Annotated in this window: 18 protein-coding genes and 1 riboswitch; of the genes, 9 read left to right on the plus strand and 9 right to left on the minus strand. The window is 69.1% G+C overall.

The genetic code is table 11. The annotated features are described in order from the left end of the window. Positions 1-110: 110 nt before the first annotated feature. From AAG816_RS01745 to AAG816_RS01765, 5 genes are read right to left on the minus strand one after another with little or no spacing between them, the layout of a single operon-like run. On the minus strand, positions 111-896 hold the full coding sequence (locus AAG816_RS01745) for an ABC transporter ATP-binding protein (protein WP_341987618.1): 786 nt from the start codon (positions 894-896) through the stop codon (positions 111-113). Further along, a complete protein-coding gene (locus AAG816_RS01750; protein ID WP_341987619.1) occupies positions 893-1,993 on the minus strand; it encodes an iron ABC transporter permease in 1,101 nt (366 codons plus the stop codon). Before AAG816_RS01750 ends, AAG816_RS01745 begins: the two co-directional genes overlap by 4 nt. Continuing rightward, the gene (locus AAG816_RS01755; protein ID WP_341987620.1) at positions 1,990-3,153 is read right to left on the minus strand and encodes an ABC transporter substrate-binding protein; all 1,164 of its coding nucleotides are present in this window, start codon (positions 3,151-3,153) and stop codon (positions 1,990-1,992) included. Before AAG816_RS01755 ends, AAG816_RS01750 begins: the two co-directional genes overlap by 4 nt. Continuing rightward, positions 3,153-4,016 (minus strand): alpha/beta hydrolase-fold protein, encoded by an 864-nt coding sequence (locus AAG816_RS01760; RefSeq protein WP_341987621.1) that lies wholly within the window; start codon positions 4,014-4,016, stop codon positions 3,153-3,155. The genes AAG816_RS01755 and AAG816_RS01760 overlap by 1 nt, the downstream gene beginning before the upstream one ends. Next, on the minus strand, positions 4,016-6,247 hold the full coding sequence (locus AAG816_RS01765) for a TonB-dependent siderophore receptor (protein WP_341987622.1): 2,232 nt from the start codon (positions 6,245-6,247) through the stop codon (positions 4,016-4,018). Before AAG816_RS01765 ends, AAG816_RS01760 begins: the two co-directional genes overlap by 1 nt. A gap of 270 nt (positions 6,248-6,517) precedes the next feature. Between AAG816_RS01765 and AAG816_RS01770 the strand changes: the two genes are divergently transcribed. From AAG816_RS01770 to metA, 6 genes are all read left to right on the plus strand, one after another. Continuing rightward, positions 6,518-7,606 carry an AraC family transcriptional regulator gene (locus AAG816_RS01770; protein ID WP_341987623.1) on the plus strand — a complete coding sequence of 363 codons (1,089 nt, stop codon included), beginning with the start codon at positions 6,518-6,520 and terminating at the stop codon, positions 7,604-7,606. 721 nt (positions 7,607-8,327) lie between these two features. Next, on the plus strand, positions 8,328-9,812 hold the full coding sequence (locus AAG816_RS01775) for a porin (protein WP_341987624.1): 1,485 nt from the start codon (positions 8,328-8,330) through the stop codon (positions 9,810-9,812). 249 nt (positions 9,813-10,061) lie between these two features. Further along, a complete protein-coding gene (locus tag AAG816_RS01780; RefSeq protein ID WP_341987625.1) occupies positions 10,062-11,321 on the plus strand; it encodes a porin in 1,260 nt (419 codons plus the stop codon). 251 nt (positions 11,322-11,572) lie between these two features. After that, complete coding sequence (locus AAG816_RS01785; protein WP_341987626.1) at positions 11,573-13,732, plus strand: flagellar motor protein MotB; 2,160 nt, start codon at positions 11,573-11,575, stop codon at positions 13,730-13,732. 182 nt (positions 13,733-13,914) lie between these two features. Continuing rightward, on the plus strand, positions 13,915-14,745 hold the full coding sequence (locus tag AAG816_RS01790) for a hypothetical protein (RefSeq protein ID WP_341987627.1): 831 nt from the start codon (positions 13,915-13,917) through the stop codon (positions 14,743-14,745). A 211-nt stretch (positions 14,746-14,956) separates the two neighbouring features. Beyond that, positions 14,957-15,066: riboswitch (SAM-I-IV-variant riboswitch) on the plus strand. Positions 15,067-15,141: 75 nt separating this feature from the next. Beyond that, positions 15,142-16,062 carry a homoserine O-succinyltransferase gene (gene metA, locus AAG816_RS01795; RefSeq protein WP_341987957.1) on the plus strand — a complete coding sequence of 307 codons (921 nt, stop codon included), beginning with the start codon at positions 15,142-15,144 and terminating at the stop codon, positions 16,060-16,062. A 648-nt stretch (positions 16,063-16,710) separates the two neighbouring features. On the opposite strand, the gene AAG816_RS01800 is transcribed toward metA, so the two are convergent. Further along, positions 16,711-17,121, minus strand: coding sequence for an endonuclease domain-containing protein (locus AAG816_RS01800; protein ID WP_341987628.1), 411 nt, complete (start codon positions 17,119-17,121; stop codon positions 16,711-16,713). Between the two features lie 199 nt (positions 17,122-17,320). Then, a complete protein-coding gene (locus tag AAG816_RS01805) occupies positions 17,321-19,576 on the minus strand; it encodes a lytic transglycosylase domain-containing protein (protein WP_341987629.1) in 2,256 nt (751 codons plus the stop codon). A gap of 229 nt (positions 19,577-19,805) precedes the next feature. Here AAG816_RS01805 and dapA point away from each other — a divergent pair, with 229 nt between their 5' ends. Both dapA and smpB read left to right on the plus strand, forming a co-directional pair. After that, positions 19,806-20,705, plus strand: coding sequence for a 4-hydroxy-tetrahydrodipicolinate synthase (dapA, locus tag AAG816_RS01810; protein ID WP_341987630.1), 900 nt, complete (start codon positions 19,806-19,808; stop codon positions 20,703-20,705). Positions 20,706-20,766: 61 nt separating this feature from the next. After that, a complete protein-coding gene (smpB, locus tag AAG816_RS01815) occupies positions 20,767-21,243 on the plus strand; it encodes an SsrA-binding protein SmpB (RefSeq protein WP_341987631.1) in 477 nt (158 codons plus the stop codon). A gap of 44 nt (positions 21,244-21,287) precedes the next feature. Here the strand turns inward: smpB and AAG816_RS01820 are convergent, their stop codons facing one another. Continuing rightward, complete coding sequence (locus tag AAG816_RS01820) at positions 21,288-22,190, minus strand: AraC family transcriptional regulator (protein ID WP_341987632.1); 903 nt, start codon at positions 22,188-22,190, stop codon at positions 21,288-21,290. Positions 22,191-22,354: 164 nt separating this feature from the next. Here AAG816_RS01820 and AAG816_RS01825 point away from each other — a divergent pair, with 164 nt between their 5' ends. Then, positions 22,355-22,939 (plus strand): DUF308 domain-containing protein, encoded by a 585-nt coding sequence (locus AAG816_RS01825; protein WP_341987633.1) that lies wholly within the window; start codon positions 22,355-22,357, stop codon positions 22,937-22,939. A 56-nt stretch (positions 22,940-22,995) separates the two neighbouring features. Here AAG816_RS01825 and AAG816_RS01830 read toward each other — a convergent pair whose 3' ends face one another. After that, on the minus strand, positions 22,996-24,588 hold the full coding sequence (locus AAG816_RS01830) for an EAL domain-containing protein (protein ID WP_341987634.1): 1,593 nt from the start codon (positions 24,586-24,588) through the stop codon (positions 22,996-22,998). Positions 24,589-24,651 lie beyond the last annotated feature (63 nt).

Genomic DNA, 24,651 nt, shown 5'->3' on the forward strand with positions numbered 1-24,651 from the left:
CGGTTGTATCGCTTGCCTTGGATACCCCGGATGCGACGGTTTCAGAAACGGGCCGCGGCCACCATGCGGCTTGGGCCGGAAAAGCGGGCCCGCACCGCCTGCCGGTCCGGTCAGCGCAGGGGCGCGTCGACCATCACCTGCAGCGTGCCTCGGGCGCAGGTCTCCACCCGCCCGGCGACCCCATAGACCGCCGCCAGCATGGCCGCGGTGATGGCCTCCGCGGGTGCCCCCTGGGTGGCCAGGGTGCCGCGGTCCAGCACCACCACATGGTCCGCATGGCGGGCCGCCAGCGCCAGATCGTGCAGCACCACCACGATGATCCGCCCCTCGGCGGCAAGGCCGCGCAGCAGGTCCATCACCACCGCCTGGTGGCGCAGGTCCAACGCGCTGGTGGGCTCGTCCAGCAGCAGCACGCGCGGCTCGCGCACCAGCGCCTGGGCCAGGCTCACCAATTGCCGCTGCCCGCCGGAGAGCCGGTCGATCGGGGTCAGCGCCAAGCCGGCGATGCCCATCTGCGCCAGCAGCGCGGCGGCGCGGACGCGGGCCTCGGCCGCGGAACAGGGGGCGGCCAGCGGCACCGCCATCAGCGCGGCAATCACCGTTTCCATCACCGTCAGGGCGATGCCCTGCGGCAGCGCCTGGGGCATGAAGCCCACCAGCCGGGCGCGGATGGGATGGGGCAGGGCCATGAGGTCGGTCTCGTCCAGGGTGAGCCGGCCGCGGGCGGGAATGAGGCCGGCCAGCGCCCGCAGCAAGGTGGACTTGCCAGCCGCGTTCGGACCCACCAGCGCGGTGAGCTGTCCCGGCGCGAATGGGGCCAGGGTGAGGTCGCCGATCACCGGGCGGCGGCCATAGCCGGCACTGAGTCGCTGGATCGAGAGGCCGGCGGCGCTCATGCGCGGCCTCGCCCGCTCAGCACCAGGGCGAGGAAGATGGGCACCCCCACCAGAGCGGTGACGATGCCCACGGGCACCACCACGCCGGGCACCACCAGCTTGGAAGCGGCGGCGGCCAGAGAGAGGATGAGCGCGCCGGTCAAAGCGCTGGCGGGGAGGAACAGGCGATGGTCCTCGCCCACCAGCAGCCGCGCCATGTGCGGCGCCACCAGCCCGATGAAGCCGATGACGCCCACGAACGCCACCGCCGCCCCGGTGAGCAGGCTGATGCGCACCAGCGCCGCCAGCCGCAGCCGGCCCACATGGACGCCGAAGCTCTCCGCCCGCTCAAGGCCCAGGCGCAGCGCCGTCATCTGCCAGGCGGCGGCGAAGGAGAACGGCAGCACGGCGGCCAGCACCACTGCCAGGATGGCATCCTTTTCCAGGCTAGCCCGCCCCACGCTGCCCAGGGTCCAGAACACCAATTGCTGGAGCGCCTGCTCGCTGGCGACGAACTGCGCCAGGCCCACCAGCGCATTGAAGGTGAAGAACAGGGCGATGCCGAACAACACCACGGTCTCCGGACCCGAGCCGCGCAGCCGCGACAGGGTCTGGATCAGCACCGTGGAGCCGAAGGCGAACAGGAAGGCATTGGCGGGAATGATCCAGAGCTGCGGCACGCCGGGAATGCCGACGCCCAGCACGATGGCCAGCGCCGCCCCGAACACCGCCGCCGATGAGGTGCCCAGCGTCAGGGGGCTGGCCAGCGGGTTGTTGAGCACCGTCTGCATTTCCGCCCCCGCCAAGGCGAGGCTGGCGCCCACCAGCACCGCCATCAGCGCCTGCGGCAGGCGCAGGTCGCGCAGGATCACGAGCGTGGTCCGCGGCACGCTCTCCGGCGCCAGCAGCGTGCGGACCGCGTCCGCCACGGTGAGGCCGGACGGACCGCTCGCCAGATCGAGCACGAAGGCGCCCGCCGCCAACAGCGCCAGCACCGCCACCACCAGCAGACGGCGGCGGGACAAACGCGCATAGGCCGCCACCGCGTCGGCGGCCGCCGCGTCCGGGGTGGCCGGCGCGAGGGGCGAGGCGGGGCGTGGAACGGAGGAGGCGGTCATGGCGCGAGGTCGATCCAATAGGATCCGGCCAGCGGGATCGCCAGAAAGCGGGCGTTCATCTCCGCCAGGGTTGCCTGCGGGTCCAGATCCGCGAACAGTTCGGGATGGAGCCACTTGGCCAGCGCCTCGGCCACCAGCACATTGACCGGCATGTTCACCAGATTGTGGTAGAGCCCGTGCACTTGGCCGGTGCGCACCGCTTGCAGTTCCGCCACGCCGGGCCGGGCCACCACCCGCCGCAAACTCGCCTGGGCCTCCGCTTCCGGCACCTCGGGGCCGAGCACCAGTCCGCCGGTGCCCGCCAGATGCGGCCCGCCGGTGGCGATGTAGATGGCCGGATCGGCGGCGAGGACATATTCCAGGCTGAGATGGCCATGGGTGGCGGTGACCATGTCGGCGGCGATGTTATGGCCACCGGCAAAGGGGATGAAGTCGCCGATGCTGCCGCGGGCGGGCACATTGCAGCATTCGCCGAACCCACCCGCATGGGCCTCCATCAGCACCTTGGGGCGGACGAGGCCGGGCGCCTTCAGCCGCTCGGAGATGCGCTGCATGTGGGCGGTGTAGAAGGCCGCATAGGCTTGCGCCTGTTCCGTGCGGCCCAGGGCCTGACCGAGGATGAGCAGGCTCGGTAGCGTATTTTCCAGCGGGTGCGCGTAGAAGTCCACGAACACCACCGGCACCCCGGCGGCGGTGAATTGCTGCACCATCTGCTCCGGCCGCCCGGCGCCGAGCCGCCCGCTCAGCACCACCAGATCCGGCTGCACGCTCAGGGCTTTTTCCACCGAGAAGCTGGCATCGGATTCTTCACCGACAATGGGAATGTCCTCCACCGCCGGAAACCTGGCCTTGACCCGGGCATAATTGGTGACGTCCCGCCGCTTGAGATCGGCGGACCAGCCGGCAAGGCGGGCCACCGGATCGGGATCGATCAGCGCCAGGGCAAACAATTGCCGCCCTTCCGCCAGCACGATACGCCGGGCCGGCGCCGGCAGCGTCACCGTGCGCCCGGCAATGTCGGTGAGGGTGATGGGCGCGGCGGCGGCGCCGGTGGCGAGGACCGCGGCCGCCATGAGGCCGAGCAGGATGCGGCCAAGCAGAGCGCGGCCAAGCAGGATGCGGCCCGGCAGGGGGCGACGCAGGCAACGGGCGAGGGGCATCAGGCTGGGAACTCCGGGCATGCGGGCGCAGCGGAGAAGCGCACCGCGCGGCTGATGGCGGCGGGCACCACGGAGCCGTGATGCTCGCCCGCGAACACATGACACGCCACCTCGAGCTGCGCCGAGGCGAGGGACCTGAGCCGCGCGGCCAGGGCCTGCGCCTCTTCCACCACGCGGCGCTCCGCGAGCCGCTGGGCCAGCGCCGGATCGGCGCTCGGCGTGGTCGCCCGCTCCAGGTCACCGGCGGTCAACAGCAGCCGGATGGAACCGGGCAGGGGGGACAGGCGGGCGGCAAAGCCCGCCTCGGCGGCGGCGATGGCGGGGCGATCCGCCCACAGGGACGGGCTGGAGGCGAGGGTGGTGCGGAACAGGCCGGGCATCGCCAGGAGCGTCTCCACGGCGAAGAACCCGCCAAAGGAGTGGCCGATCAGCGTCCCCGCCCCGCGGTCGAGGGGCAGCAGGCGGGCGAGCCAGGGCAGCAGCTCGTCCGCCAGCAGGGCGCGGAAGGCGGTGCTGCCCGGCGGCAGATAGTCCCGCGCCCGTTGCGGCAGATCGAATTGGGCCTCGGTCTCATAGCCGAGCCCGACCACCACCGGCTCGCCGAGCCCCGCCCCGCCGGGACGCAGCCCCTGGGTGCGGGCGGCATCCAGCAGGGTCCCGAACAGGGAATTGCCATCCAGCGCCAGCAGGAAGGGGTGCCCGCCCGGCGGCGGCTGGGTTTGCGGCCAGCCCACATCCACCCGCAGCACCCGGCCGTCGTGGGCGGCGAAGCGCCAGCGGCCGGTGCGCGGCGGGGCCGCGGACAGCGGTGGGGGCCAATCGGCGCCGGTCGCGGGCGGGGGATGGAGGCGGTGTGCGGCCATCAATAGGTCGCGCTCATCTTCAGCCAATAGGCCCGTGGCTCGCCATAGAAATTGAACAGGGCGGTGGAGCCGAGGCGGGAATAATAGACCTCGTCGAAAATGTTGGTGGCGGTGAGCGAGGCCTTGAAGTGCTTGTTGAAGCTGTAGCCGAGCTGGGCATCCACCACCGTATAGGCGCCCTGGGTGAGGGTGACGCCGCCGGAGGTGGAATAGAAGCTGGACAGGCTCTTGATGCCGGCCCCCACCCAGGCCCCGCGCAGCGCCGGATCCTGGAACTCGTATTTGGTCCAGAGATTGAAATTGTTGCGCGGGGTGTAGGTGCTGAAGGCGGTGTTGATCTGCGCCGCCGTGGCGGTGAGATAGACCGTGTCGGTATAGGTATAGCCGGCATAGACCTCCCAGCCCGGCCCCAGCTTGCCGCTGACTTCGAACTCGTAACCCGAGACCTCCACCTCGCCGGCCGCCACATAGACGTTGGCCACACTGGTGGCGAGGGCGCGGTTGGTGTCGTGGATCAGGAAGCCGGCGAGGGACGTCGTCAGCGCGCCGTCGAAGAACGAGCCCTTGAGGCCGATCTCATACTGATAGCCCTCGCGCGGGGGCAGCACGCTGCCGGAGGCGCTCAGCTCGCTCTGCGGAGTGAAGATGTCCGTATAGCTGACATAAGCGGAGACCTCGCGGGTCATGTCCACCACCAGCCCGGCATAAGGCACGAACGCGCCGTTGTAGCTTATGGGCGTGGTAGTGGTGGAGACCCGGCCGTTGGTGGTGGTGGCCACCGTGGACGTGTTGTCATACCAAGCGAAGCGGCCGCCCAGGGCGACATGCACCTGATCCAGCGGGTTGAGCTTCACCTGGCTGTAGAGCCCCAACTGCGTCGGATCGGTCTCGGTATCGCGATTATAGACGGTGGTGGGATTGGGCACCGCATAGGGATTGAAATTATAGACGTTGTAGGTGCCGCTCAGGCCGGTGGCGGTGGGGGCCAGAAGCGAGGTCTCCACCTGCCGGTAGTCCGCGCCGACGGTGAAGCTGTGGGATTGTCCGAACAGGGTGAAGGGGCTGGTCACATGGGCATCGGCGGAGAGCGAGGTCTCCCAATATTTTCCCGCCAGATACTGCATGGAGATGTTGCCATAGCTGGCGGCGGCGGTGGACATCGCGCTGGCGGCATAGGCGTATTTGTAGTCCGCAAAGCGATCTGAATAGCGGACCGAGGCCTTGGCCTCGCCGCCATTGTCCAGCCGGTGCTCCAGTTCTGCCACGTAGTCGGTGGTCTCGTTGTGGAAGGTGTTCCAGCCGGCGCCGATGAAGGTGCTGCGCGGCACGGACAGCAACTGCCCGACGCCATTGCCGGCATTGATGGCCGGCAGGCCGTTGAACGGCACCATGTCGCGCTCCTGGTGCCAGGCGTACAGCGAGAGGGTGGTGCTGTCGGTGAGGTCGAAGGCCAAAGTGCCGTAGCCGACCCAGACCTGGTTCTCATTGTAGTCCACGAAAGTGTTGCGGTTCTGGAACGCGCCGACGACGCGGGCTCGGGCGGTGCCGGCCTCGTTCAGCTTGCCGCCCGCATCCACCTCGGCGCGGGTGAAGTCCCAGGAGCCGTAATTGACCTGCCCGTTGAGCAGGTAGGCGCTGGTGGCGGGCTTGAGGATGCCGTTGATGACGCCGCCCGGCCCGCCATTGCTGGCGGCACCGCCATAGAACAGGCCGGCGGGGCCCTTCAGCACGTCGATGCGGTCGAAGATGGCCAGGTCCGGCTGGGTGCCATAGATGCTGTTGAGCGGGGCATAGAGCCCGTTCACCAGCATCTGGTCGATCTCGAAGCCGCGGGAATAGATGGATGAGCGGCCCTGGTCATTGGTCAGCACCACCATGCCGGTGGTCTTGCGCATGGCGTCCTCCAGCTGGGTGAAGTTCTGGTCCTCGATGCGCTGGCTGGTGACGGTGCTGATGGACTGCGGAATCTCCTTCCACAAGGTGGGGCCGCCGGCTCCGGTGCTGGTGACCGCCGCGGCATAGCTGTCCTTGCCTTCGGTGAGCACCGCCGCGTCGGTGAGCTGCGCCCCCTGCACGGAGATGGTATCGAGCGTGATGCCCGCATCCTGGGCCTGCGCCGGCCCGGGGATGCCGGCCAGAAGGGCGACGCCGCCGCTGGCCATCAGCGCGGTGCGCGCCAGCACGCCGGCACGCCGCGCGCCGGCCCTCTCTCCCGTTTCAAACTGGTGCATGGCCGCCTCTGATCTGCGCTGCGCCATGTCTGGCAGCAGCTTTCGTTTTGTTTAGGCGGCAGATCCCGGAGCATCCAGTGTAGAGATGTTTGCGCAAGCGTATTATGCGTTTGAGAAATCACCATCTGAGGAAATTTGAACCATAATAACATCGATGTTCGCCCAAAAATCGAGTTTTATTCAGTCGTTCCGTCATTTTGGAATGATAACAATTTGAATATTAGCCGCATCCGTTGACACATGGGGTGGAAAACTCCTCTATCGCCGCACATGAACACGCAGCATGGCCCCAAGGGGGCGGCAGCCGGTAACGGCGGCCCGCCCCGCGCACCCTCGCCGCTGGTCCGTCACGCGGACATCGCCGCGCTGTCGGCGGTGGCGGGGACCGGCTTTGCCATGCTGCGGCCGGACCTGGCGCCGGAGAGCGCCGCCCTGCGCGGGCGCTACCAGATGCTGAAGATGCGCTCCGGCCTCAGCCTGCATGCCTCCGACACCTTGGACATGCACGATCTGACCACCCGCATTGTCCATACCGAGGGCCTGACGGTGAGCCTGTTCCTGCAAGGACTGGCGGACGTGACCCTGGGCGGGCGGGCGTTCCTGCTCGGGCCGGCGGCCCGGGGCGGCGAGCTGGAGGGGGTGGTGATCGCCCGCGCGGAGATGGATCTGTTCGAACGGCGCGGGCGCTGCGGCAGCCATGTGCGCAAGGTCAATGTCACCATTCCCGCGCAGTGGCTGGAGCAGGAAGGGCTGGCGGATCTGGCCGATCATCGCGCGGTGCTGGCCTTCAGCCGCGACCATCTGGCTTCGGCGCGCTGGAAGCTCTCGTCCCGGCTGAAGGCGCTGGCGGAACAGATCCTGGACCCGCCCCCGTATAATGGTCTGCTCCAGGGCCTCTATCTGGAGAGCCGGGCGATCGAGATCGCGGCGGAGGCGCTAGGGGTGATGGGCCGCCTTGCCGCCCCGAGCGGCCCGCTGCGCGGGGCCGAGCAGCGGCGCATGTGGGCGGTGCATGATTTCATCGCGGCCCGGCTGGCGGACGACCTCACGCTGGACCTCATCGCCCGGGAGGCCGGGATGAGCGTGAATACCCTGCAGCGGCTGTTTCGGGCCGCGTTCGGGGTGACGGTGTTCGAGCATGTGCGTCAACGGCGGCTGGACCTGGCCCGCGCCGCTTTGGAGGAGGGCGACCTCACCGTGACCCAGGCGGCCTATGTGGCCGGCTACACCGCCCCTGCCAACTTCGCCACCGCGTTCAAGCGGGCGTTCGGGGTCTCGCCCAAATCGGTGCGCCGCGCAGGCGCGCCGGGTACAGCAGACATATGCGGGGGAGGGGCGGGACGGTCCGGCGAGGGCTGACGGGCGCGCCATGCCGGACGCGACGCGGCGGTCCCCGCACCTGTGGCGGAAAGGCCACAGGCGGGGCGCCTGCCGTCACCGCCCGACACATGCGGGTGCGGTGCGGTGGAACTGGCGGCCCGCGCAAGCGTTCTGGCCGGGCGCACACCGGCCCGGACCCGGCCGGGTCGGCCCCGTCGTCGCGGGGGGCGCCCGCCACGGGCCGCTGCCTTGGGCCAAAGAATCGCCCCCGGTCGGCGGCGAGCGAGCCGCTGGTTGCGCCGCCGGGCAGGGCGATTCTCATGGATTCGCGCCATTGTGGGCCGCGAGGGCGTGCTTCGGGCCGGTGCGCGGGCCGACGGCCGCGCCCGGACCAATTGTGGCGAGGGTTGCGCGGGAAGCAGGGCCGCTACGCGACACAATCAAGGCACAGACAGCATTCAGGCCCTCTCGGTCGGTAATATATTGGTGACTATGAAGCGTGCTATTCCTGCAACACCCCCTGGAAAACACCTGTTCGCAGGGCCTTGGGGCCATCCTTTGCATTGATCCCAGGTCGGCCTTTTGTAAGGTGACATTGCGACGAAGGGGGGCAGTCCCCGGTCGCCCCTTCCTGTGACGGCCCGTGAGGTGAAGACCTCATGATCAGCGCGGTGGGGGAATCGGGGCAAGAATCTCACGGGGTGCGTCAGCACCGACGATGCGGCGCTCGCTCCCTCGGAACAAAATTTTGGAGGTCACAATGAAGATGGTGAAAAGCCTTCTGCTCGGTAGCGTCGCGGGTCTCGCCGCCGTCGCCGGCGCTCAGGCCGCCGACCTTCCCGTCAAGGCGAAGGCTGTCGAGTACGTGAAGGTGTGCTCGGCCTACGGCGCGGGTTACTACTACATTCCCGGCACCGACACCTGCCTGAAGCTGGACGGCTACGCTCGCTTCGACACCTACATCAACGCGGTTGGCACGTTCAACCCGATGATCGCCAGCACCACCGGCACCGGCTTCAACGGTCAGGGTTCGGGCGCTCTCGGCTATCCCTTCAAGGATAGCGACGACAACAACTACCTGACCCGCGCCCGCGCCGTCATGGGCATGGATGCCCGCACGCAGACCGATTACGGCACCCTGCGTTCGTACATCCGCTTCGGCATGAGCTGGGATTCCCAGTCGGCTGCCGGCACCGGCGGCGGCATCGGCCTCTACTTCGAGCGCGCCTTCATCCAGTTCGCTGGCTTCACCTTCGGTTACACCCAGTCGTTCTTCGACACGGGCACCAGCTACGGCTACACCACGCTGTATTCTGGTTCGAACATGTGGACCACGGCTCTGGCCTACACCGCTCAGTTCGGCAACGGCTTCTCGGCGACCCTCGCCCTGGAAGACGCTGTGAACCGCACCACGGGCGTGAATGCGCTCGGCACCACCACCGGCCTGGTCACCGCGACCTCGACCGGTCTCGGCTATGCCAACTACGCTGGCGGCCAGCAGGTTCCCGACATCGTCGGCAACCTCCGCGTCGACCAGGCTTGGGGTTCGGTGCAGCTGTCTGCCGCCGCTCACCAGGTCAACTCTCTGACCCCGGTCAGCGCCCTCAACGGCACGTCCTTCATCGGTCAGAATTCGTCCAACACCTGGGGCTATGGCCTCGGTGCGTCGGCCGAAATCAAGCTGCCCGCCATCTCCCCCGGCGACAGCATCTACCTGCAGGCCAACTATGCTGATGGCGCCATCAGCTACCTCGGTCTCTCTGGCACCAGCCAGGGCCGCGCGACCTCGCTCGGCAGCATCACGCTCGGCACCAACGCCGCTGGCGCGATCACTGTGACCGATGGTGCGTTCTACACCCTGGCTGACGCCGTGTGGAACTCCACCACCCGCAGCTACAACACCACCAGTGGCTGGGCTCTGCAGGGCCAGTATCGTCACTATTGGGTCCCGAATGTCCGTTCGGCGATCTTCGGTGGCTATGTGGAAGTCAACACCCCGGCCAACACGGTCGGCGCGTATGACGTCAACATGTACCAGGTCGGCCTGAACACCATCTGGTCCCCGGTCAAGAACCTCGACCTCGGCCTCGAAGTGCTCTACTCGAAGGTTGATGGCCAGATGGGCCTTGGCTACTACAACAACACCACCGGTGCCGCTTGCGCCACCGTCAGCAGCAGCTGCTCCGTCGCCGGTGGCTCCACCGACGTGTGGTCGGGTGGCTTCCGCGCTCAGCGCAACTTCTGATCTCAACGATCAGTGGTTTAAGAACCCCGGCGGGCAACCGCCGGGGTTTTTCTTTGTCCAAAATCATCTCTCGATCGCAGATATTGGTCCATGCAGCAGCGCATCAGTTGTTGTTCTCCCGCTGTTGTCGGCCTGTCTTGAAGGCTGCATGAGAATTGCTGCAAAGAGACCGCGCACACCTATCCAGCCCCCATCTTTGGGGTGCATAGTTTTGGCAGGTGGAAGCATCGATTTGCGCGGGGGATGGTAATGAAGGCTCTTCAGGCAGGTGTGGCCGCGGCCGTGCTGCTCTCCGGCGGCGGGCTCGCGCAGGCCGCGGATCTTCCGCTCAAGGCTGCCGGCGTCACCTATGTGCGCCAATGCACCGCCGAGGGCGCCGGCTTCTATTACATTCCCGGTACGGATACCTGCCTGCGGGTCGGCGGCTATCTCTATGCGGAAGGCTATTTCAACACCTACAGCAATTATCCCGCGGTCAATGACAAGACCTATTCCATCGCCACCGCCGGCGTCATCCTGGATGCGCGGACCGCGACGGACTATGGGACCCTGCGCTCCTTCATGGAGGCGCGCTTCCGCTGGCGCACCGCCGATCCCTGGTCCGACGGCCCCAATGCGGCCGAGGTGGATCTGCGCCAGGCCTTCATCCAGTTCGCCGGCTTCACCTTCGGCCATCTGGAGTCGTTCTTCTCTTATTACGCCAACGCCAATGTGCTGGGCACGGATCCCGCCACCATCGGCGACGACACCAAGATCAATCTGATCGCCTACACCATGGAGTTCGGCAACGGCTTCTCCGGCACGCTCTCGCTGGAGGATGCCGCCTTCCGCGCCGCCGGGGTGAACAGCTATGATCCCACGCTGCCGGACACCCTGGAAAATTACCAGGGCGGGTCGCAGGTGCCCGACATCGTCGCCAATTTCCGCAATGACGGCAGCTGGGGCACGTTCCAATTGTCCGGCGCCCTGCATCAGGTGCGCGGCCTTGATCTGTTCGACACCCTGAACTCCACCAGCAGCTGGGGCTATGCGCTGCAGGGCGGGGTGATGTTCAAGCTGCCGGCCATCGCCGAGGGCGACACGCTCTATCTGCAGACCGCCTACACCAGCGGCGCCACCTCCTATCTCGGCCTGATCAATCCCTCGGGCGCGTTCGCGCCACCCGACGCGCTCCAGAGCGGCACCGGCCTCTCGCTGATCTCCGGCTGGAACGTCACCGCCCAGTTCCTGCACAATTGGTCGCCCACCTGGAATTCGGCGATCTTCGGCGGCTACGCCCAGTGGGACATCAACAATTCGGTGGCCGAGGCCACCTATGGCGCCTCGGGCGGGCGCAACGCCAATGTGGGCGCGAACCTGGTCTGGACGCCGGTCGCCAATCTCATCATCGGCGTCCAGTATGACTACACGCGCTATGCGGCCACCAATTATGTACAGACCGACTACGGCCTGCCGACCCAGAGCGTGAACGCCCATCGCGGCCTGGTCTATTTCGAACGCGACTTCTGAGCCCATCCGCGCCGGACAGGTCCGTCGCGCCGCTTCCGGCGGTGGCCGATCTGTGCTGAAGTCCGCTCTCCCCTGCGGCCTTCGGCACAGGGGAGGCGCCGCGCTGGCGGAACGTCGCGGAACGTCGCGGGGCGTGGGCGCTGCGGAGCGCCGGTGCCCCGGACGGGCGGGACGGGAGTGGGCGGATGGATGCGAGGTCGGGCCCCGGAGAACGGGCCGACGGCCCGGTGCAGGGGACCGGGCGGAGCAAGATGGGACATAGCGCGCGCTGGGATTGGCGGATCCTGGCCGGCGGCGGGCTGCTGCTGTGCGCCCTCATCGCCTTCGTGCTCACCACCAGCCGCGCCGCCATGGAGGCCGATCTCACCGAGCAGGCCATCGCCCGGCTGGATGAGGCCGGCGAATCCTGGGCGGTGGCGCGATTCACCGGCCGGGACGCCACCATCGTCGGCGAAGCGCTGGCCCAGGAACCCCGCGACAAGGTGCGCCGGACCATCGAATCCCTGCCGGGGGTGCGCACGGTGCGCGATGCCACCACCTTGCTGCCGGAGCGCCGGCCCTTCACCTTCTCCGTGGTGCGCGACGGCCCCGTGCTCCAGCTGGAGGGCTATGTGCCGTCGCAATATGCGCTGGTGCGCATGGCCGCCGCGGTCAAGGCCTTGCCGCCGGGGCTCACCGTGCGCGGCATGGATCGCCTGGTGCGCGCCCGCGGCGCGCCGCCGGGGGATTTCGCGGCGGTGGTCGCGTTCGCGCTGCAGGCCCTGGCGCAACTGACCTCCGGACGGGTCACCTTGTCCGACGACGCCTTCTCCATCGAGGGACGGGCGCCGAATCTGGCCACCTATCAGGCGCTGCAACGGGTGATGCATGATCCGCTGCCGCAGGACTTCCGGCTGGCGCGGTTCGCGGTGCGCCCGCCGGTGGCCGCGCCCTTCACCTGGTCCGCGGTGCGCAACGGCAATGCGGTGCGCCTGGAGGGCTATGTGCCCTCCGAGGACGCGCGCGCCAGCGTGGAAACGGCGCTGCATGCGGTGCTGCCCGAGGCGGGAATCACCGATACCACCCAGCCCGGCGACGGCGCCCCGGCCACCGATCTGTGGCTCAAGGCGGTGCGCTTTGCCGCCGCCCAGCTGGCCCTGCTGCCCCATGGCCGGGTGGCCCTGTCCGACACCGCCATCACGCTGGAAGGCGCCGCCGGCAGCTTCCCGGTCTATGACGCCCTGGCGGCGGCGCGGCGGGCACCGCCGGAGGGATTCCAGGTGGCGCGCTTCGCCATCGAGCCGCCGCCGGCCAACCCGTTCGTGTGGCGGATCTGGCGCCGGGGCCCGCAACTGCAATTGACCGGCTATGCCCCCAGCGAGGAAGCGCGCCGGGTGATGAGCGATGCGGTCAAGAGCCTGTTCCAGGGGGCGCAGGTGAGCGATCAGGTGCGCCTCGCCTCCGGCGGCCCGTCCGCCGAGACCTGGATCGCCGCGGTGACCTTCGCCTTGGCGCAGATCAACCGCATGACCCAGGGCGAAGCCGCCATCCGCGATACGGCGGTGACCCTCTCCGGCGAAGCCACCGACAGCACCAGCTTCACCACGCTGCGCGAGGCCGCCAAGGCGCCGCCCCCCGGCGTGGGCGTGGATGCGTCCAAGGTGCTGCCGCCGGTGATCTCGCCTTATGTGTTCGCCGCCCGCAGCGACGAGGCCGGGGTCACGCTGTCCGGTTTCTTCCCCGATGCGGACACCCACGCCGCGGTGGATGGCATGGTGGCGCGGCTGTTTCCCGGCGCCCGGCTCAATGATGTCTCCGCCATCGGGGCCGGGGCGCCCGAGGGCTTCCGCCTGGCGCTGGAGGCGGCGCTGCCGCAGCTGGCCCGGCTGGAGACTGGCGACCTGCGGCTGTCCGATGGTCAGGTGCTGCTGTCGGGCATCGGCGCCGCGCCCAAGTCCGGCGCGTTGATCGGCGCGCGGCTGGCGGCCGGCTTGCCGCCGGGCTTTTCCGGCGAGGCGGCGGTCGAGCCCGCGCCCATCGGCGTGCCGGTGGGGGCGGCGGAGTGCCTGCGCCTGCTGGAGGCGGCGCTGGGCCGCGGCCTGCGGTTCGACGACCGCGCCCAGCCCACCCCGGACAGCGCCCCGGCGCTGGATCGGCTGGCGGCGGCGGCGTTGCGGTGTCCGGCCCTGGGGCTGGAGGCGGCGCATCCCGCCCGCCTGCGGCCCGATGAGGTGATCGCGCCCGAGGTGGCGCAGGCGCGGGCGCGCGCGCTGGTGGCGGCCCTGGTGGCGAGGGGCGTGGCGGCGCCCCATGTGCAATGGATGACCCTGGTTCCCGGCTCGGCTTTGGCCGATGCGGCGCCGCGCGCGGAGCCGGCCCTGCCGTCGGCGGTGGGCGGCGGGGTGGCGATCGGGGTGCGCGATCCAGGCTGAGGCGCGCCACGGGGTGCAAGATGGGCGCGGATGCGGACAAGGAGCGGGCGCCGGATCGGCGCCGGCCGGGGAGGACGGATGGTTTATCTGGTGTGGGCGCTCTGGCCTTATGAGGTGCTGGCCTTCGGGCTGGGCTTCGCCACCATCTATCTGGCCCGCCGCGACGGCGTGCGGGGCGGATCATGATGGCGTTTGATTTGCACGCGGCGCTGCTGCTGCTGCTGGCGTTCGCTTTGGGCGGCGCGGTGGCCTACCTGCTGAAGCGGCGCGGGGAACAGCGCAAGATGTCCTATCTGGCGCAGGCGACGTGGCTGTCGCTGGAGGATGAGGCGGACGAGGCGCCGGCGCGGTCCGTGCCGGCGGCGGCGTCCGGCACCACCGGGCCTTCGCCGGGGCCGGGCGTGCCAGCGCCGCTGGCCGACACCGCGCCGGCGCCTGAGAATGTCCCGCCGACGGGGGCCCCATCGCCGGCACCGCCTGCGGACCCGGTGGAGGCGCCGCCGCCCCGGGTGGTGCGCCCGCGCCGGGCCACCGGGGCCAAGGCCACGGCCGAGCGGGCGCGGACGCAGGTGCCGCAGGAGATGATCCCGCTGGCCCCCGCGGACCCGGAATTGCCCTTGGGCCTGCCGGAGGCGACCGGCAAGCCGAAGCGGACCCGTGCCCGGCCGGCGCCCGCGCCCGAAGCGCCCGTGGAGCTTGCGCCCACCCCGTCGGAAGCCGGGCCGGCACCGGCCAGCCCGGCCGCTGCGCCGAGTGCCGCCGGACGCCCGCCGCCGCTGCTGGCGGCGCCGGAGGGGATGGCGGACGATCTCAAGCGCCTCAAGGGCATCGGGCCGCAGAATGAGCGGCGGCTCAACACCCTGGGCATCTACCATCTGCGGCAGATCGCGGCCTGGTCGCCGGAGGAGGTGCACTGGGTGGGGGCGACGCTGGCCTTCCCCGGCCGGATCGAGCGCGAGCAGTGGGTGGCGCAGGCCAAGGCGCTGCTGGATGGCGCTGCCCCCGAAGGCTGAGCCCGCGCGCTGCGGGCGGCGGGCTGGCACCGCGCTGCCCGACCGGTTCTCCAGGAAGGAGGCGCCGCGCCCAGGGGCCCCGGCGGCGCCGGGCGCGCTGTCCATGCGGGCGAGGCCTCACCCCCTGCAACGGCCGCGCCGCGCCGGCGCGGGAGCGGCGCTGCGCCCCCACAGAGACGCTTGCGCTTTGGTTCGGACCGGTTTAAACGCGGCGGCACATCAAGAGTTGGGCCCGACGCCCAACGCCAACCTGCTCCCGAGCAAGGTGGCGCTCCCCGCATACGGGAGGATGTGGCCGAACCGGCAATGATACGGATCCTGCCACTTGCGTCTGTCCAGCTCCGTGGAAGCGCAGTCATGCCTGATTTCGATCAGGCTGCGGTGGAGGACAGTTGCATGCCCATCAAGGTTCCCGACGATCTGCCGGCCCGCGCCACCCTGGAGGGCGAGGGCGTCATGGTGCTGCGCGAGACCGACGCGGTGCGTCAGGACATTCGCCCCCTGCGCATCGCGCTGCTGAACCTGATGCCCAACAAGATCAGGACCGAGACCCAGTTCGCCCGGCTGCTGGGCGCCAGCCCGCTCCAGGTGGAACTGACCCTGGTCAAGATCACCAATCATGTGGCCCGCAACACCGACAGCGGCCACATCGCCTCCTTCTATCGCGACTGGGAGGATGTGCGGGCCGAGCGGTTCGATGGGCTGGTGGTCACCGGCGCGCCGGTGGAGACGCTCCCCTTCGCGCAGGTGACCTATTGGGACGAGCTGCGCCGGATCTTCGACTGGACCCAGACCCATGTGCACGGCAGCTTCAATGTCTGCTGGGGCGCGCAGGCGGCGGCGCATCATTTCCACGGCCTGCCCAAGCATCTGCTGGAGGAGAAGGCGTTCGGGGTCTATCCGCACCGCAATCTGGCGCCGTCCTCGCCCTTCCTGCGCGGCTTCTCCGACGCCTTCGCCATTCCCGTCTCCCGCTGGACCGAACTGCGCCGCGACGACATCGCCCCCGACAGCGGCCTGAGCGTGCTGATGGATTCCGTCGAGGGCGGCCTGGGGCTGCTGGATGATCCGGCGCACCGGGCGCTGCACATGTTCAATCACATCGAATACGAGTCCTCATCGCTGGCGGACGAGTATTTTCGCGATGTGGCGGCGAACATGAAGGTCAGCATCCCGCGCAACTACTTTCCCGACGATGATCCCACAAAGCCGCCGCAGAACAGCTGGCGCAGCCATGCGCATCTGCTGTTCGGCAACTGGATCAACCAGATCTACCAGACCACGCCGTTCGATCTGCGGGACATCGGGCAGGGGTAGGGGCGCGCCCGGCGGCAGGTGTCGGGCTAGATCCTGCATCGGCGGGGGGCGCCGCTTCCGCCGGTGCCCGGCAAAAGCCCTCTCCCGCGTGCGGGGGAGGGAATCTGTCGCGCGGAAGAAAAGGGCGCTTCAGGGCTTGGAAGAGGGCGGTTCGGCGAAGGCTGGGCCGCGCCGCCGGTGCCCGGCAAAAGCCCTCTCCCGCGTGCGGGGGAGGGTTGGGTGGGGGCCGCGCGGCAGCGCGGAAGAGGCCATCCAGTGGCGTTCGATCTGGCCGAGATCGGTGGGGTGGCTGAGAGGGGGGAGAGGTTTCCGAAGCTGCGCTTCGGCCCCCACCCTGGCCCTCCCCCGCAAGCGGGAGAGGGAATCTGTCGCGCGGTCGAAGAGGGTGCTTCGGGGCTTGGAAGAGGGCGGTTCGGCGAAGGCGCTGCCGCGCCGCCCGCGCGCCGCAAAGCCTCTCCCGCTTGCGGGGGAGGGGTGGGTGGGGGCCGCGCGGCAGCGCGGAAGGGGCCCGTCAGTGGCGTTTGATCTGGCCGAGATCGGTGGGGCGGCTGAGAGGGTGGAGAGGTTTCCGAAGCTGCGCTTCGGCCCCCACCCTGGCCCTCCCCCGCAAGCGGGAGAGGGAAGCTGGCGCGCGGTCGAAGGCGGCCTTCAGGTTTCTGGCGGGTCCGCGGGCGGTGAAAAGACGACACCGGCGGCGGCCGCGATGGTTTCCAGGACGCCGGGCAGGTTTTCCAGCACGTCCAGATTGCTGAAGCGCAGCACGGTGAAGCCCAATGCAGCCAAAGCGGCGGTGCGGTCCGCGTCCCGGGCCGCGCCGGCGGGTTCGAAATGCTGGCCGCCGTCCACCTCAAGCACCATCCGGCGTTCGAGGCATGCGAAATCCGCCACATAGGGGCCTATGGCATGCTGGCGACGGAAGCCGAGGCCACAGAGGCGATGATCGCGAAGAGCGAGCCACAGGCGCCGCTCTGCATCGGTCTGGCTCTTGCGCAACGCGCGCGCCTGTCCGATGCGGTGGCGCCGGGTCCGCCAGTGATGCGCATCGCTGTCCGGTGCCATGTCGGCCCTCTTTGCAGAGCGCCGATGTTACGGGGGACGGTGCGCGCGTCCAGAGGCGCGTTTGATGGCGTCCGTCGCGGCGCGGCATCGCCCTGCTGGGGGCTCCAGGCGGCGGCCTCGCTGGCTCGCGGCCCACACCCAACCCTCCCCCGCAGGCGGGAAAGGGCTTGCAGGGCGCGACCGATTGCGCGCCGCCCCCCTAGCGGGTGGCGATGGGGGTGGTGCGGTCGGTGCCGAAGCGGGCGCGGTAGACCAGGTAATTCTCCATCACCCGCTGCACATAGTTGCGGGTCTCGGAGAAGGGGATCATCTCCACCCAGTCCACCGGATCCACGTCCGGGGAGCGCGGGTCGCCATAGCGGTCGATCCATTTGCGCACCGAGCCGCGCCCCGCATTGTAGGCGGCGAACACCATGATGGTGTTGCCACCGTAATTCTCCATCAGCTCGCCCAATTCTGCGGCGCCGAACTGCACATTGTAGGACTGGTCGCTCATCAGGCGCTGCTCAGAATAGGGCACGCCGGTCTTCTTGGTGACCTCAAGGCCTGCGGCGGGCGTCACCTGCATCAGGCCCATGGCCTTGGCGCTGGACAAGGTGCGCGGGTTGAACTGGCTCTCCTGGCGGGCCACCGCATAGACCATGGCCCGTTCCACCGGATTGCCGATGGAGGTGTAGGCCGGGATGCCGATGGTGGGGAAAGCCTGGGCATCGAGCGGGTGGCCCTCGGCCACGCTCTCCTTGCCCACCACCAGCGCGCCGCGGGCGTCGTTATTCTCCTGCGCCAGTTCGGCCAGCAGGCCCAATTGGGCGCTGTCCTCCATGCGCCAGGCCAGGTCGTAATACATGGTCATGGCCACGTCGCGCTCGCCCAAGGCATAGAGCAGGCGGATGGCTTTGACCGGCTCGATGCGGTTGAAGGTGGCGCGGGTGGAACCGGAGGCTTCCGGGGTTCGGCGCAGGGCCACCGGCGCCTGACCCAGGCGCGAGCGGGCCAACTGGCCGTAATAAGCGGTGCTGTAGCGGGCCGCGCTCTCATAATGGGCGCGGGCGCTGCCGGTGTCGCCGGCCGCTTCCGCCGCGCGGCCCTGCCAGAAGGCGGCGCGAGACAAGGTGATGGGGTTGGACTGGTTCTCGCCCACCTTGGCGAAATGGGCCGAGGCGGTGCGCGGGTCCTTCAGGAAGGCGAGGGCGATGAAGCCGGCGGTGAACTGCTGTTCGGCGCGGTAATTGTCGGCCAGCGGCGTGGCGCCGGTGGCGGCGACCCGATAGGCGGTCTTGGGATCGCCCGCATCCAAGAGCTCGCGGGCCACGAGGCGGCGCTCGATCCACCATTCGTCCGGATCCACCACCGCTTCCTGGCTCTTGGGCGCCTGGAGCAAAGCGGCGGCGGCCTCCTGGTCCTTCTGCGCCCGGCGCAGCAATTGCGACTTGGCGAACAGATAGGCCGGGTCATTGGCCAGATTGAACGGCACCTGGGCGAACAGCTTCGCCCCATCCGGGGATTTCTTGGCGATGGCGAGGCGGGCCTGGGTCAGCAGCACCACGTCGGAGCCGGCGCGGGATGCGGCGCGCAGGGCGCGAGCCTGGTCGGGCTTGTAGCTGTAGCGATCGGCCCGGGCCTTGTGGTCGGCGCGGGTCAGCAGCACGCCGAACTCGCCCAGCACCAGATTTTCGACATTCTCGCTCATGTCGTCGCTGCGCCAGGCATCGCGCACGAGAGCTGCGGCGGTGTTGCGGTCGCCGGAGGCGGCAAAGGCGCGGGCGAGCGCGATCTTGCCCTCGCCGGACAACGGATCGCCGTCGGAGAAGAAGGCGCGCACGGTGGCGGGATCGCGGTTTTCCGCCAGCAGCACCCGCTCGGCGCGGCGGCGCAAGGTGCTCTGGGTCGGCCAGCCGGACTTGTCGCGCAGGAAGGCGGCGATGTTGTCGAAGCCGTAGTCGTTGGGAGCGTGGCGGATCACCAGCCAGGTCACCAGGGTGCGGGCGACCGGATCGTCCATCTCGCGGGCGGCGGCCAAAGCCTCGGTGCCGCGGCCGTTCTTGGCGGCGGTGACCGCATTGCGCAGGGTGCCCAGTTCGCCGGTGGGTAGCGCGCTGGTGGCGGCGAGCGTCAGCGGCGCCGCGCGGGCGGCGGTGCGCGCGGCGGAGGCGGCAGACTTGCCCGCCGGCTTGGCGGCAGCCTTGGAATTGGCGTTGGCCTTGGCGGCGGCCTTGGTCTCGGTCTTCTTGGGATCGGTCTTCTTGGTCTCGGCCTTCGAGGCGGCGGCCTTCTTGGCGTCCGCGGCCTTCTTGGCGTCGGATTTCTTCTTGGCGTCCGAATCGGCCTTGGAACCGGAACTGGCGCTGCTGGTTGAGGATGCGGAGGTGTCCGAGGCCGCGTGCACCGGTGCCACCAGCGCGAGCGTCATCGCCAGGGCGGTGCAGGAGAGCAGGAAGCGAGCAGGCGACATCATAAATCCTCAAGGCCCAGCGTCGGAGCTGGCACGGGGGCGATCTTGGCCGACCCGCGTTGACGAAAGGCTAACCACCGTAAATATCGATGCGGGCGGTTTGGCGGCGCTGCAATCACCGGATGATAAGACACACCCTTTTCGTTCGGGTGACAACGCTGTATCTGATGCGGTCCGTCCTGCGCCCGCCAAGGTGCGGGGCGCATCGAAAATAGAAAACAAGGCTCCAGCCATGTCGTCCGCATCGCCCGCGTCGTTGTTTCGCGGCTCCTTCACCGCCCTCGTCACGCCGTTCCGCAATGGCGCCCTTGATGAGAAGGCGTTCCGCGACCTCGTGGACTGGCAGATCGCGGAAGGGACCAACGGCCTCGTGCCCGTGGGCACCACCGGCGAGAGCCCCACGCTCTCCCACGATGAGCACAAGCGTGTGATCGACTGGACCGTGAGCCAGGCGGCCGGCCGGGTGCCGGTGATGGCCGGCGCCGGCTCCAACGACACCGCCACCGCGATCGAATTCTCCCAGCACGCGCAAAAGGCCGGGGCCGATGCTTTGCTGGTGGTGACGCCCTATTACAACAAGCCGTCCCAGGAAGGGCTGTACCAGCACTTCAAGGCGATCGCGTCCGCCGTGGACCTGCCGATCTTCATCTACAACATCCCCGCCCGCTCGGTGGTGGACATGAGCGTGGAGACCATGGCGCGGCTCTATGAGCTGCCGAACATCGTCGGCGTGAAGGATGCCACCGCGAACATGTCGCGGGTGTCGCTGCAGCGCCAGGCGATGGGGGCGGACTTCAGCCAATTGTCCGGCGAGGACATCACCGCTTTGGGCTTCAATGCCCATGGCGGGGTGGGCTGCATCTCGGTGGCCTCCAATGTCGCCCCGGCGCTGTGTGCGCAATTCCAGGCGGCCTGCGCGGCCGGGGACTATGCGGCAGCCTTGACCATCCAGGACAAGCTGGTGCCGCTGCATACGGCGCTGTTCATGGAATCCAGCCCCGCGCCCACCAAATATGCCCTCTCCCTGCTCGGCAAGATGGCCGAGGAGGCGCGCCTGCCCATCGTGCCGGTGACGCAGGGCGCCCAGGTGGCGATCCGCGCCGCCATGGTTCATGCCGGGCTGATCAACTGAAACTGACGCAAGCGCGTGGGGGCGGTGTGCGGGTTCGCGCACGCCCCGTTTCGAGACCCTGATGGCTGAGAAAAAGAAAGACCTGCCCCGCAAAGTGGTCGCCGACAATCGGCGGGCCCGCTTCGACTATGACATCGGCGAGGTGATCGAGGCCGGTATCGCCTTGACCGGCACGGAGGTGAAGAGCCTGCGCACCGGCAAGGCCACCATCCACGAGAGCTATGCCGCTGGAAAGTCAGGGGAATTGTGGCTCTACAATTCCTATATCCCGGAATATCTGGAAGCCAACCGCTTCAACCATGAGCCGCGCCGCCCGCGCAAGCTGCTGCTGCACAAGCGCCAGATCCACAAGCTCACCGTGGCGGTGGAGCGCGAGGGCATGACGGTGGTGGCGATGAAATTCTATTTCAACGAGCAGGGCCGGGCCAAGGTGGAGATCGCGCTCGGCAAGGGCCGCAAGGCCCACGACAAGCGCGAGGCGGTCAAGGAGCGGGACTGGAACCGCGACAAGGCCCGCCTGATGCGCGACCGGGGCTGAGGCGCGCCACTGACCGCGCACCCCATCGCGCCGCGGAGGTCCGCTCATGCGGGCCCGGGCCCGTTCAGCACCGCATAGGCCACCCGCGGCGAATGGCCGAACAGCGCCTTGTAGGCCCGGCTGAAGGCGGCCTCCGATTCATAGCCGATGCGCAGGCCGATCTCGCCCACCCGCGCATCCCGCCGCGCGAGCATGTCCCGCGCCAGCCGCAGGCGCCATTCATTGTGGTAGCGCAGCGGCGGGCAGCCCACGAGCGCCGTGAACCGGTCGCAGAAGCTCGCGCGCGACATGCCGGCAATTCCGGCCATGGCCGCGACGCTCCAGCGCTGCATCGGCGCCGCGTGAATGGCCTTGAGCGATCGGGCGATGCGCGGATCGCTCAGCCCGCCGAGCCAGCCGGTCGCGCGGCCCTGGTGCACCCAGGTGCGCAGGGTGCGGATGACGATGAGGTCGATCAGCCGGGAAATCATCAAGGCGGCGCCCGGTTGAACGTCGCCGGCTTCGATCAACAGGAAGCGCGCGATGCCCTCGATCCATCCGGCGCCCTCGGCCCGCCGGATATGAATGTGCCGCGGCAACGCGAAGGTCATGCCCCGAAGGCTCTCGGGATCGAACCAGAACCGGCAGACCACCACCTCCGTGAGCCCCTCTGACGCCGCGAGCCGCAAGGCACCGGGGCCGCGCGGGAACAGCACGAGGTCGTCCGCATCGACAGCAACCGGCTCCCGCTCGTCGCCCTCGACGCGCAGCGTGCCCTTGGTGACGATGACCACATGGGCCGCGCCGGCCTCCAGATCCAGCGGCTCCAGCTCTGCCAGCGCGTGGGAGAAAACCCGGTCGCCGGTGAGGCGCACCTGCGCCAGCACGTGGGACAGCAGATCGCCGGAGGTGGCGCCCTGCGGCGCGCCGCCCGGATGATCGGTCAAGTTTTCCAGCAGTTCGGTCATGGCGAGAGAGCGGCTTCACGCTGTACACAACACGCCATCAGGGCGCGTATCGCCATGAGAATACGCGGTTTCTTCCGGATTTGAAGGCGGAATTCCCAGCCTGCCGGAAAGGTCCGCATTTGCCGATCATCCGGCCGAATGGCCAAACCCGAAAGGACGTTCCGATGAACATCCCGGTCCTCCAGCCGCCCGATCGCCTGTCCGCATCGCAGTGGCTGAAGTCCTATTATTTCATCCGCGCCGGCGTTTCCCTTGCCTGGGTGGCCGCCGCCTTCACGGTCGGACGGAGCATGCCGCCGGTGGCGGCGGTGCTTCTGGTCGCCTATCCCGCCTGGGATGCCATCGCCAATTTGGTCGATGCCCGGCAGAGCGGCGGCCTGAGGGCCAATCCCAGCCAGGCGCTCAACGTCCTGGTGAGCGCCCTGACCACCCTCGCGGTCGCCGTCGCCCTCGGACAAAGCCTGAATGCGGTGCTGGGCGTGTTCGGTGCCTGGGCCATTCTCGCTGGCCTGTTCCAACTTGTGACCGGCGTGCGTCGCTGGAAGACGGGCGCGCAATGGGCGATGATCCTGAGCGGGGCGCAGTCGGCGCTGGCCGGCACCATCTTCATCGTACGGGCCACCGGCGCGGGAACCCCGGGCATCACCGACATCGCCCCCTATGCCGCATTCGGCGCCTTCTATTTCCTCGTCTCGGCGGTGTGGCTGACCGTGGCGCTGGCGCGCGGCGCACAGGCGCGGGAGGCCTGACGCGGCCCGCCGCCGGCGGGGAGCCGCCCCGTTCGGCTCAGAGATCCCGTGTCGGTTCAGGTGCCGTGCAAAGCGAAGGCGGGGAAATCCACCGCCGGCATGGGCCGGCCGAAGCGGAAGCCCTGCAATTGGGTGCAGCCGAAGGTGCGCAGCCGGGCGGCTTCCGCGGCGGTCTCCACCCCCTCGGCCACCACGTCGATGTCGAACCCGCCGGCCAGTGCGATGGCGCTCTGGCAGATGGCCTGGCAATCCCGGCGCCGGTCCACCCCGGCGACGAATTCGCGGTCGATCTTCAGCTTGGAGAAGGGCAGGGCCTTCAGATAGGCCAGTCCCCCCTGGCCGGTGCCGAAATCATCGATGGCCACCCCCACCCCCAGATCCCGCAGCCCCACGAACAAGGCGCGCGAGCGGGTCAGGTCCTCGGCGGCGGAACTCTCGGTCATCTCCAATTCGATGCGGTTGGGCGCCACGCCCTCGAATGCCAGCACGTCGCGGATCTGCCGCAGCAGGCCGGGATTGCGCAATTCGCGCGCCGACACATTCACCGCGATCTGCAATTGCGGCAGCCCGGCCGCATCGCAGACCTTGATCGCCCGGCAGGCGGCGGTCAGCACCCAGCGGCCCACCTCGTCGATCATGCCGGCCTTTTCCAGCAGCGGAATGAAGCGGGACGGCGGCACATTGCCGATCAGCGGCCGGTTCCAGCGCAGCAGCGCCTCGGCGCTGACGATGCGCTCGGTGCGGGTGGCCACCACCGGCTGGAGGAACAGGCGGAAGTCGCCGTCGGTGACCGCGCGGCGCAGGTCGCGGTCCAGGTCGGCGGTGTCGTGATGGGCGTCGGTGCCGCTCAGGGCCGGGGCGGCCACCGCGCCGGAGACCGGCACCAGCGTGGCGGCGGCGGCGGCGAGCAGGCCTTCCGCGTCCGATCCGTGGCGCGGGAACAGCGCCTCGCCCGCATGCACCTGCGGGGCGACATCCTCGGCATCGCGCACGAAGGCATCAATCGGGCGTTGGAGCGAGGCGGGTGTCGCCTCGCCCTCCCGCGTCAGTTCCACCAGCGCCAGGGTGCGGTCGTCGATGCGGGCGATGGTGCGGGCGGCGTCGTCCTGCTCCAGGGTCTCGGCCAGGGTGTGCAGCAGTGCGCTGGCGACCCCCGGGCGCACCGAGCCCTCCAGCCCCATGATGCGGACCATGCGCACCCGGAAGCCGACGCCGGCATGGGCCAGTTCGGCGATGAAGCGGCTGAGAAAGGCGCGATTGGGAAGCTCGGATGCGGCGTCGTAATTTTCCGGGCCGCGCCGCAGGTCATCCAGTTCCGCCAGCAGGCCGGAGGCGTCGCGCATCATGTGGCCGGCGGCGTCGTCATAATGGGTGGGCAACTGGACGGTGCGCCCCTCCAGCGCATAGGCTTCCAGCGCCTGGGCGGTCAGCGTCACCGGGCGCAGCATCTGCTCGACCACCACGCCCGCCAGGCCGGCGCTGAGCAGGGTGCCGGCCAGTCCCAGCAGCAGATGGCCGGTCTCCAGGGCGAAGGCATCGAACATCCCGGCCGTGGCGGCCAGCAGCAGAAGCGCAAGCGGAAGGTGGGTGCAGGCCAGAAGGACCAGGATCAGCTTTTGCAGATAGGACAGAGGGGCGAGCCGGGCCATCTGCCGATAGAGCCACGACGCCGGCTGCGGCGGCGCTCCGCGGCGGGAGGCTCTGTCATATGT

The organism is Azorhizobium sp. AG788 (assembly GCF_943371865.1).
In the GTDB taxonomy this organism is placed as follows: Bacteria; Pseudomonadota; Alphaproteobacteria; order Rhizobiales; family Xanthobacteraceae; genus Azorhizobium.

Coding starts and splice junctions, on each gene's coding strand:
- AAG816_RS01745 (WP_341987618.1), bottom strand. CDS start 896: ATGAGCGCCGCCGGCCTCTCGATCCAGCGACTCAGTGCCGGCTATGGC.
- AAG816_RS01750 (WP_341987619.1), bottom strand. CDS start 1,993: ATGACCGCCTCCTCCGTTCCACGCCCCGCCTCGCCCCTCGCGCCGGCC.
- AAG816_RS01755 (WP_341987620.1), bottom strand. CDS start 3,153: ATGCCCCTCGCCCGTTGCCTGCGTCGCCCCCTGCCGGGCCGCATCCTG.
- AAG816_RS01760 (WP_341987621.1), bottom strand. CDS start 4,016: ATGGCCGCACACCGCCTCCATCCCCCGCCCGCGACCGGCGCCGATTGG.
- AAG816_RS01765 (WP_341987622.1), bottom strand. CDS start 6,247: ATGCACCAGTTTGAAACGGGAGAGAGGGCCGGCGCGCGGCGTGCCGGC.
- AAG816_RS01770 (WP_341987623.1), top strand. CDS start 6,518: ATGAACACGCAGCATGGCCCCAAGGGGGCGGCAGCCGGTAACGGCGGC.
- AAG816_RS01775 (WP_341987624.1), top strand. CDS start 8,328: ATGAAGATGGTGAAAAGCCTTCTGCTCGGTAGCGTCGCGGGTCTCGCC.
- AAG816_RS01780 (WP_341987625.1), top strand. CDS start 10,062: ATGAAGGCTCTTCAGGCAGGTGTGGCCGCGGCCGTGCTGCTCTCCGGC.
- AAG816_RS01785 (WP_341987626.1), top strand. CDS start 11,573: ATGGGACATAGCGCGCGCTGGGATTGGCGGATCCTGGCCGGCGGCGGG.
- AAG816_RS01790 (WP_341987627.1), top strand. CDS start 13,915: ATGATGGCGTTTGATTTGCACGCGGCGCTGCTGCTGCTGCTGGCGTTC.
- metA (WP_341987957.1), top strand. CDS start 15,142: ATGCCCATCAAGGTTCCCGACGATCTGCCGGCCCGCGCCACCCTGGAG.
- AAG816_RS01800 (WP_341987628.1), bottom strand. CDS start 17,121: ATGGCACCGGACAGCGATGCGCATCACTGGCGGACCCGGCGCCACCGC.
- AAG816_RS01805 (WP_341987629.1), bottom strand. CDS start 19,576: ATGATGTCGCCTGCTCGCTTCCTGCTCTCCTGCACCGCCCTGGCGATG.
- dapA (WP_341987630.1), top strand. CDS start 19,806: ATGTCGTCCGCATCGCCCGCGTCGTTGTTTCGCGGCTCCTTCACCGCC.
- smpB (WP_341987631.1), top strand. CDS start 20,767: ATGGCTGAGAAAAAGAAAGACCTGCCCCGCAAAGTGGTCGCCGACAAT.
- AAG816_RS01820 (WP_341987632.1), bottom strand. CDS start 22,190: ATGACCGAACTGCTGGAAAACTTGACCGATCATCCGGGCGGCGCGCCG.
- AAG816_RS01825 (WP_341987633.1), top strand. CDS start 22,355: ATGAACATCCCGGTCCTCCAGCCGCCCGATCGCCTGTCCGCATCGCAG.
- AAG816_RS01830 (WP_341987634.1), bottom strand. CDS start 24,588: ATGGCCCGGCTCGCCCCTCTGTCCTATCTGCAAAAGCTGATCCTGGTC.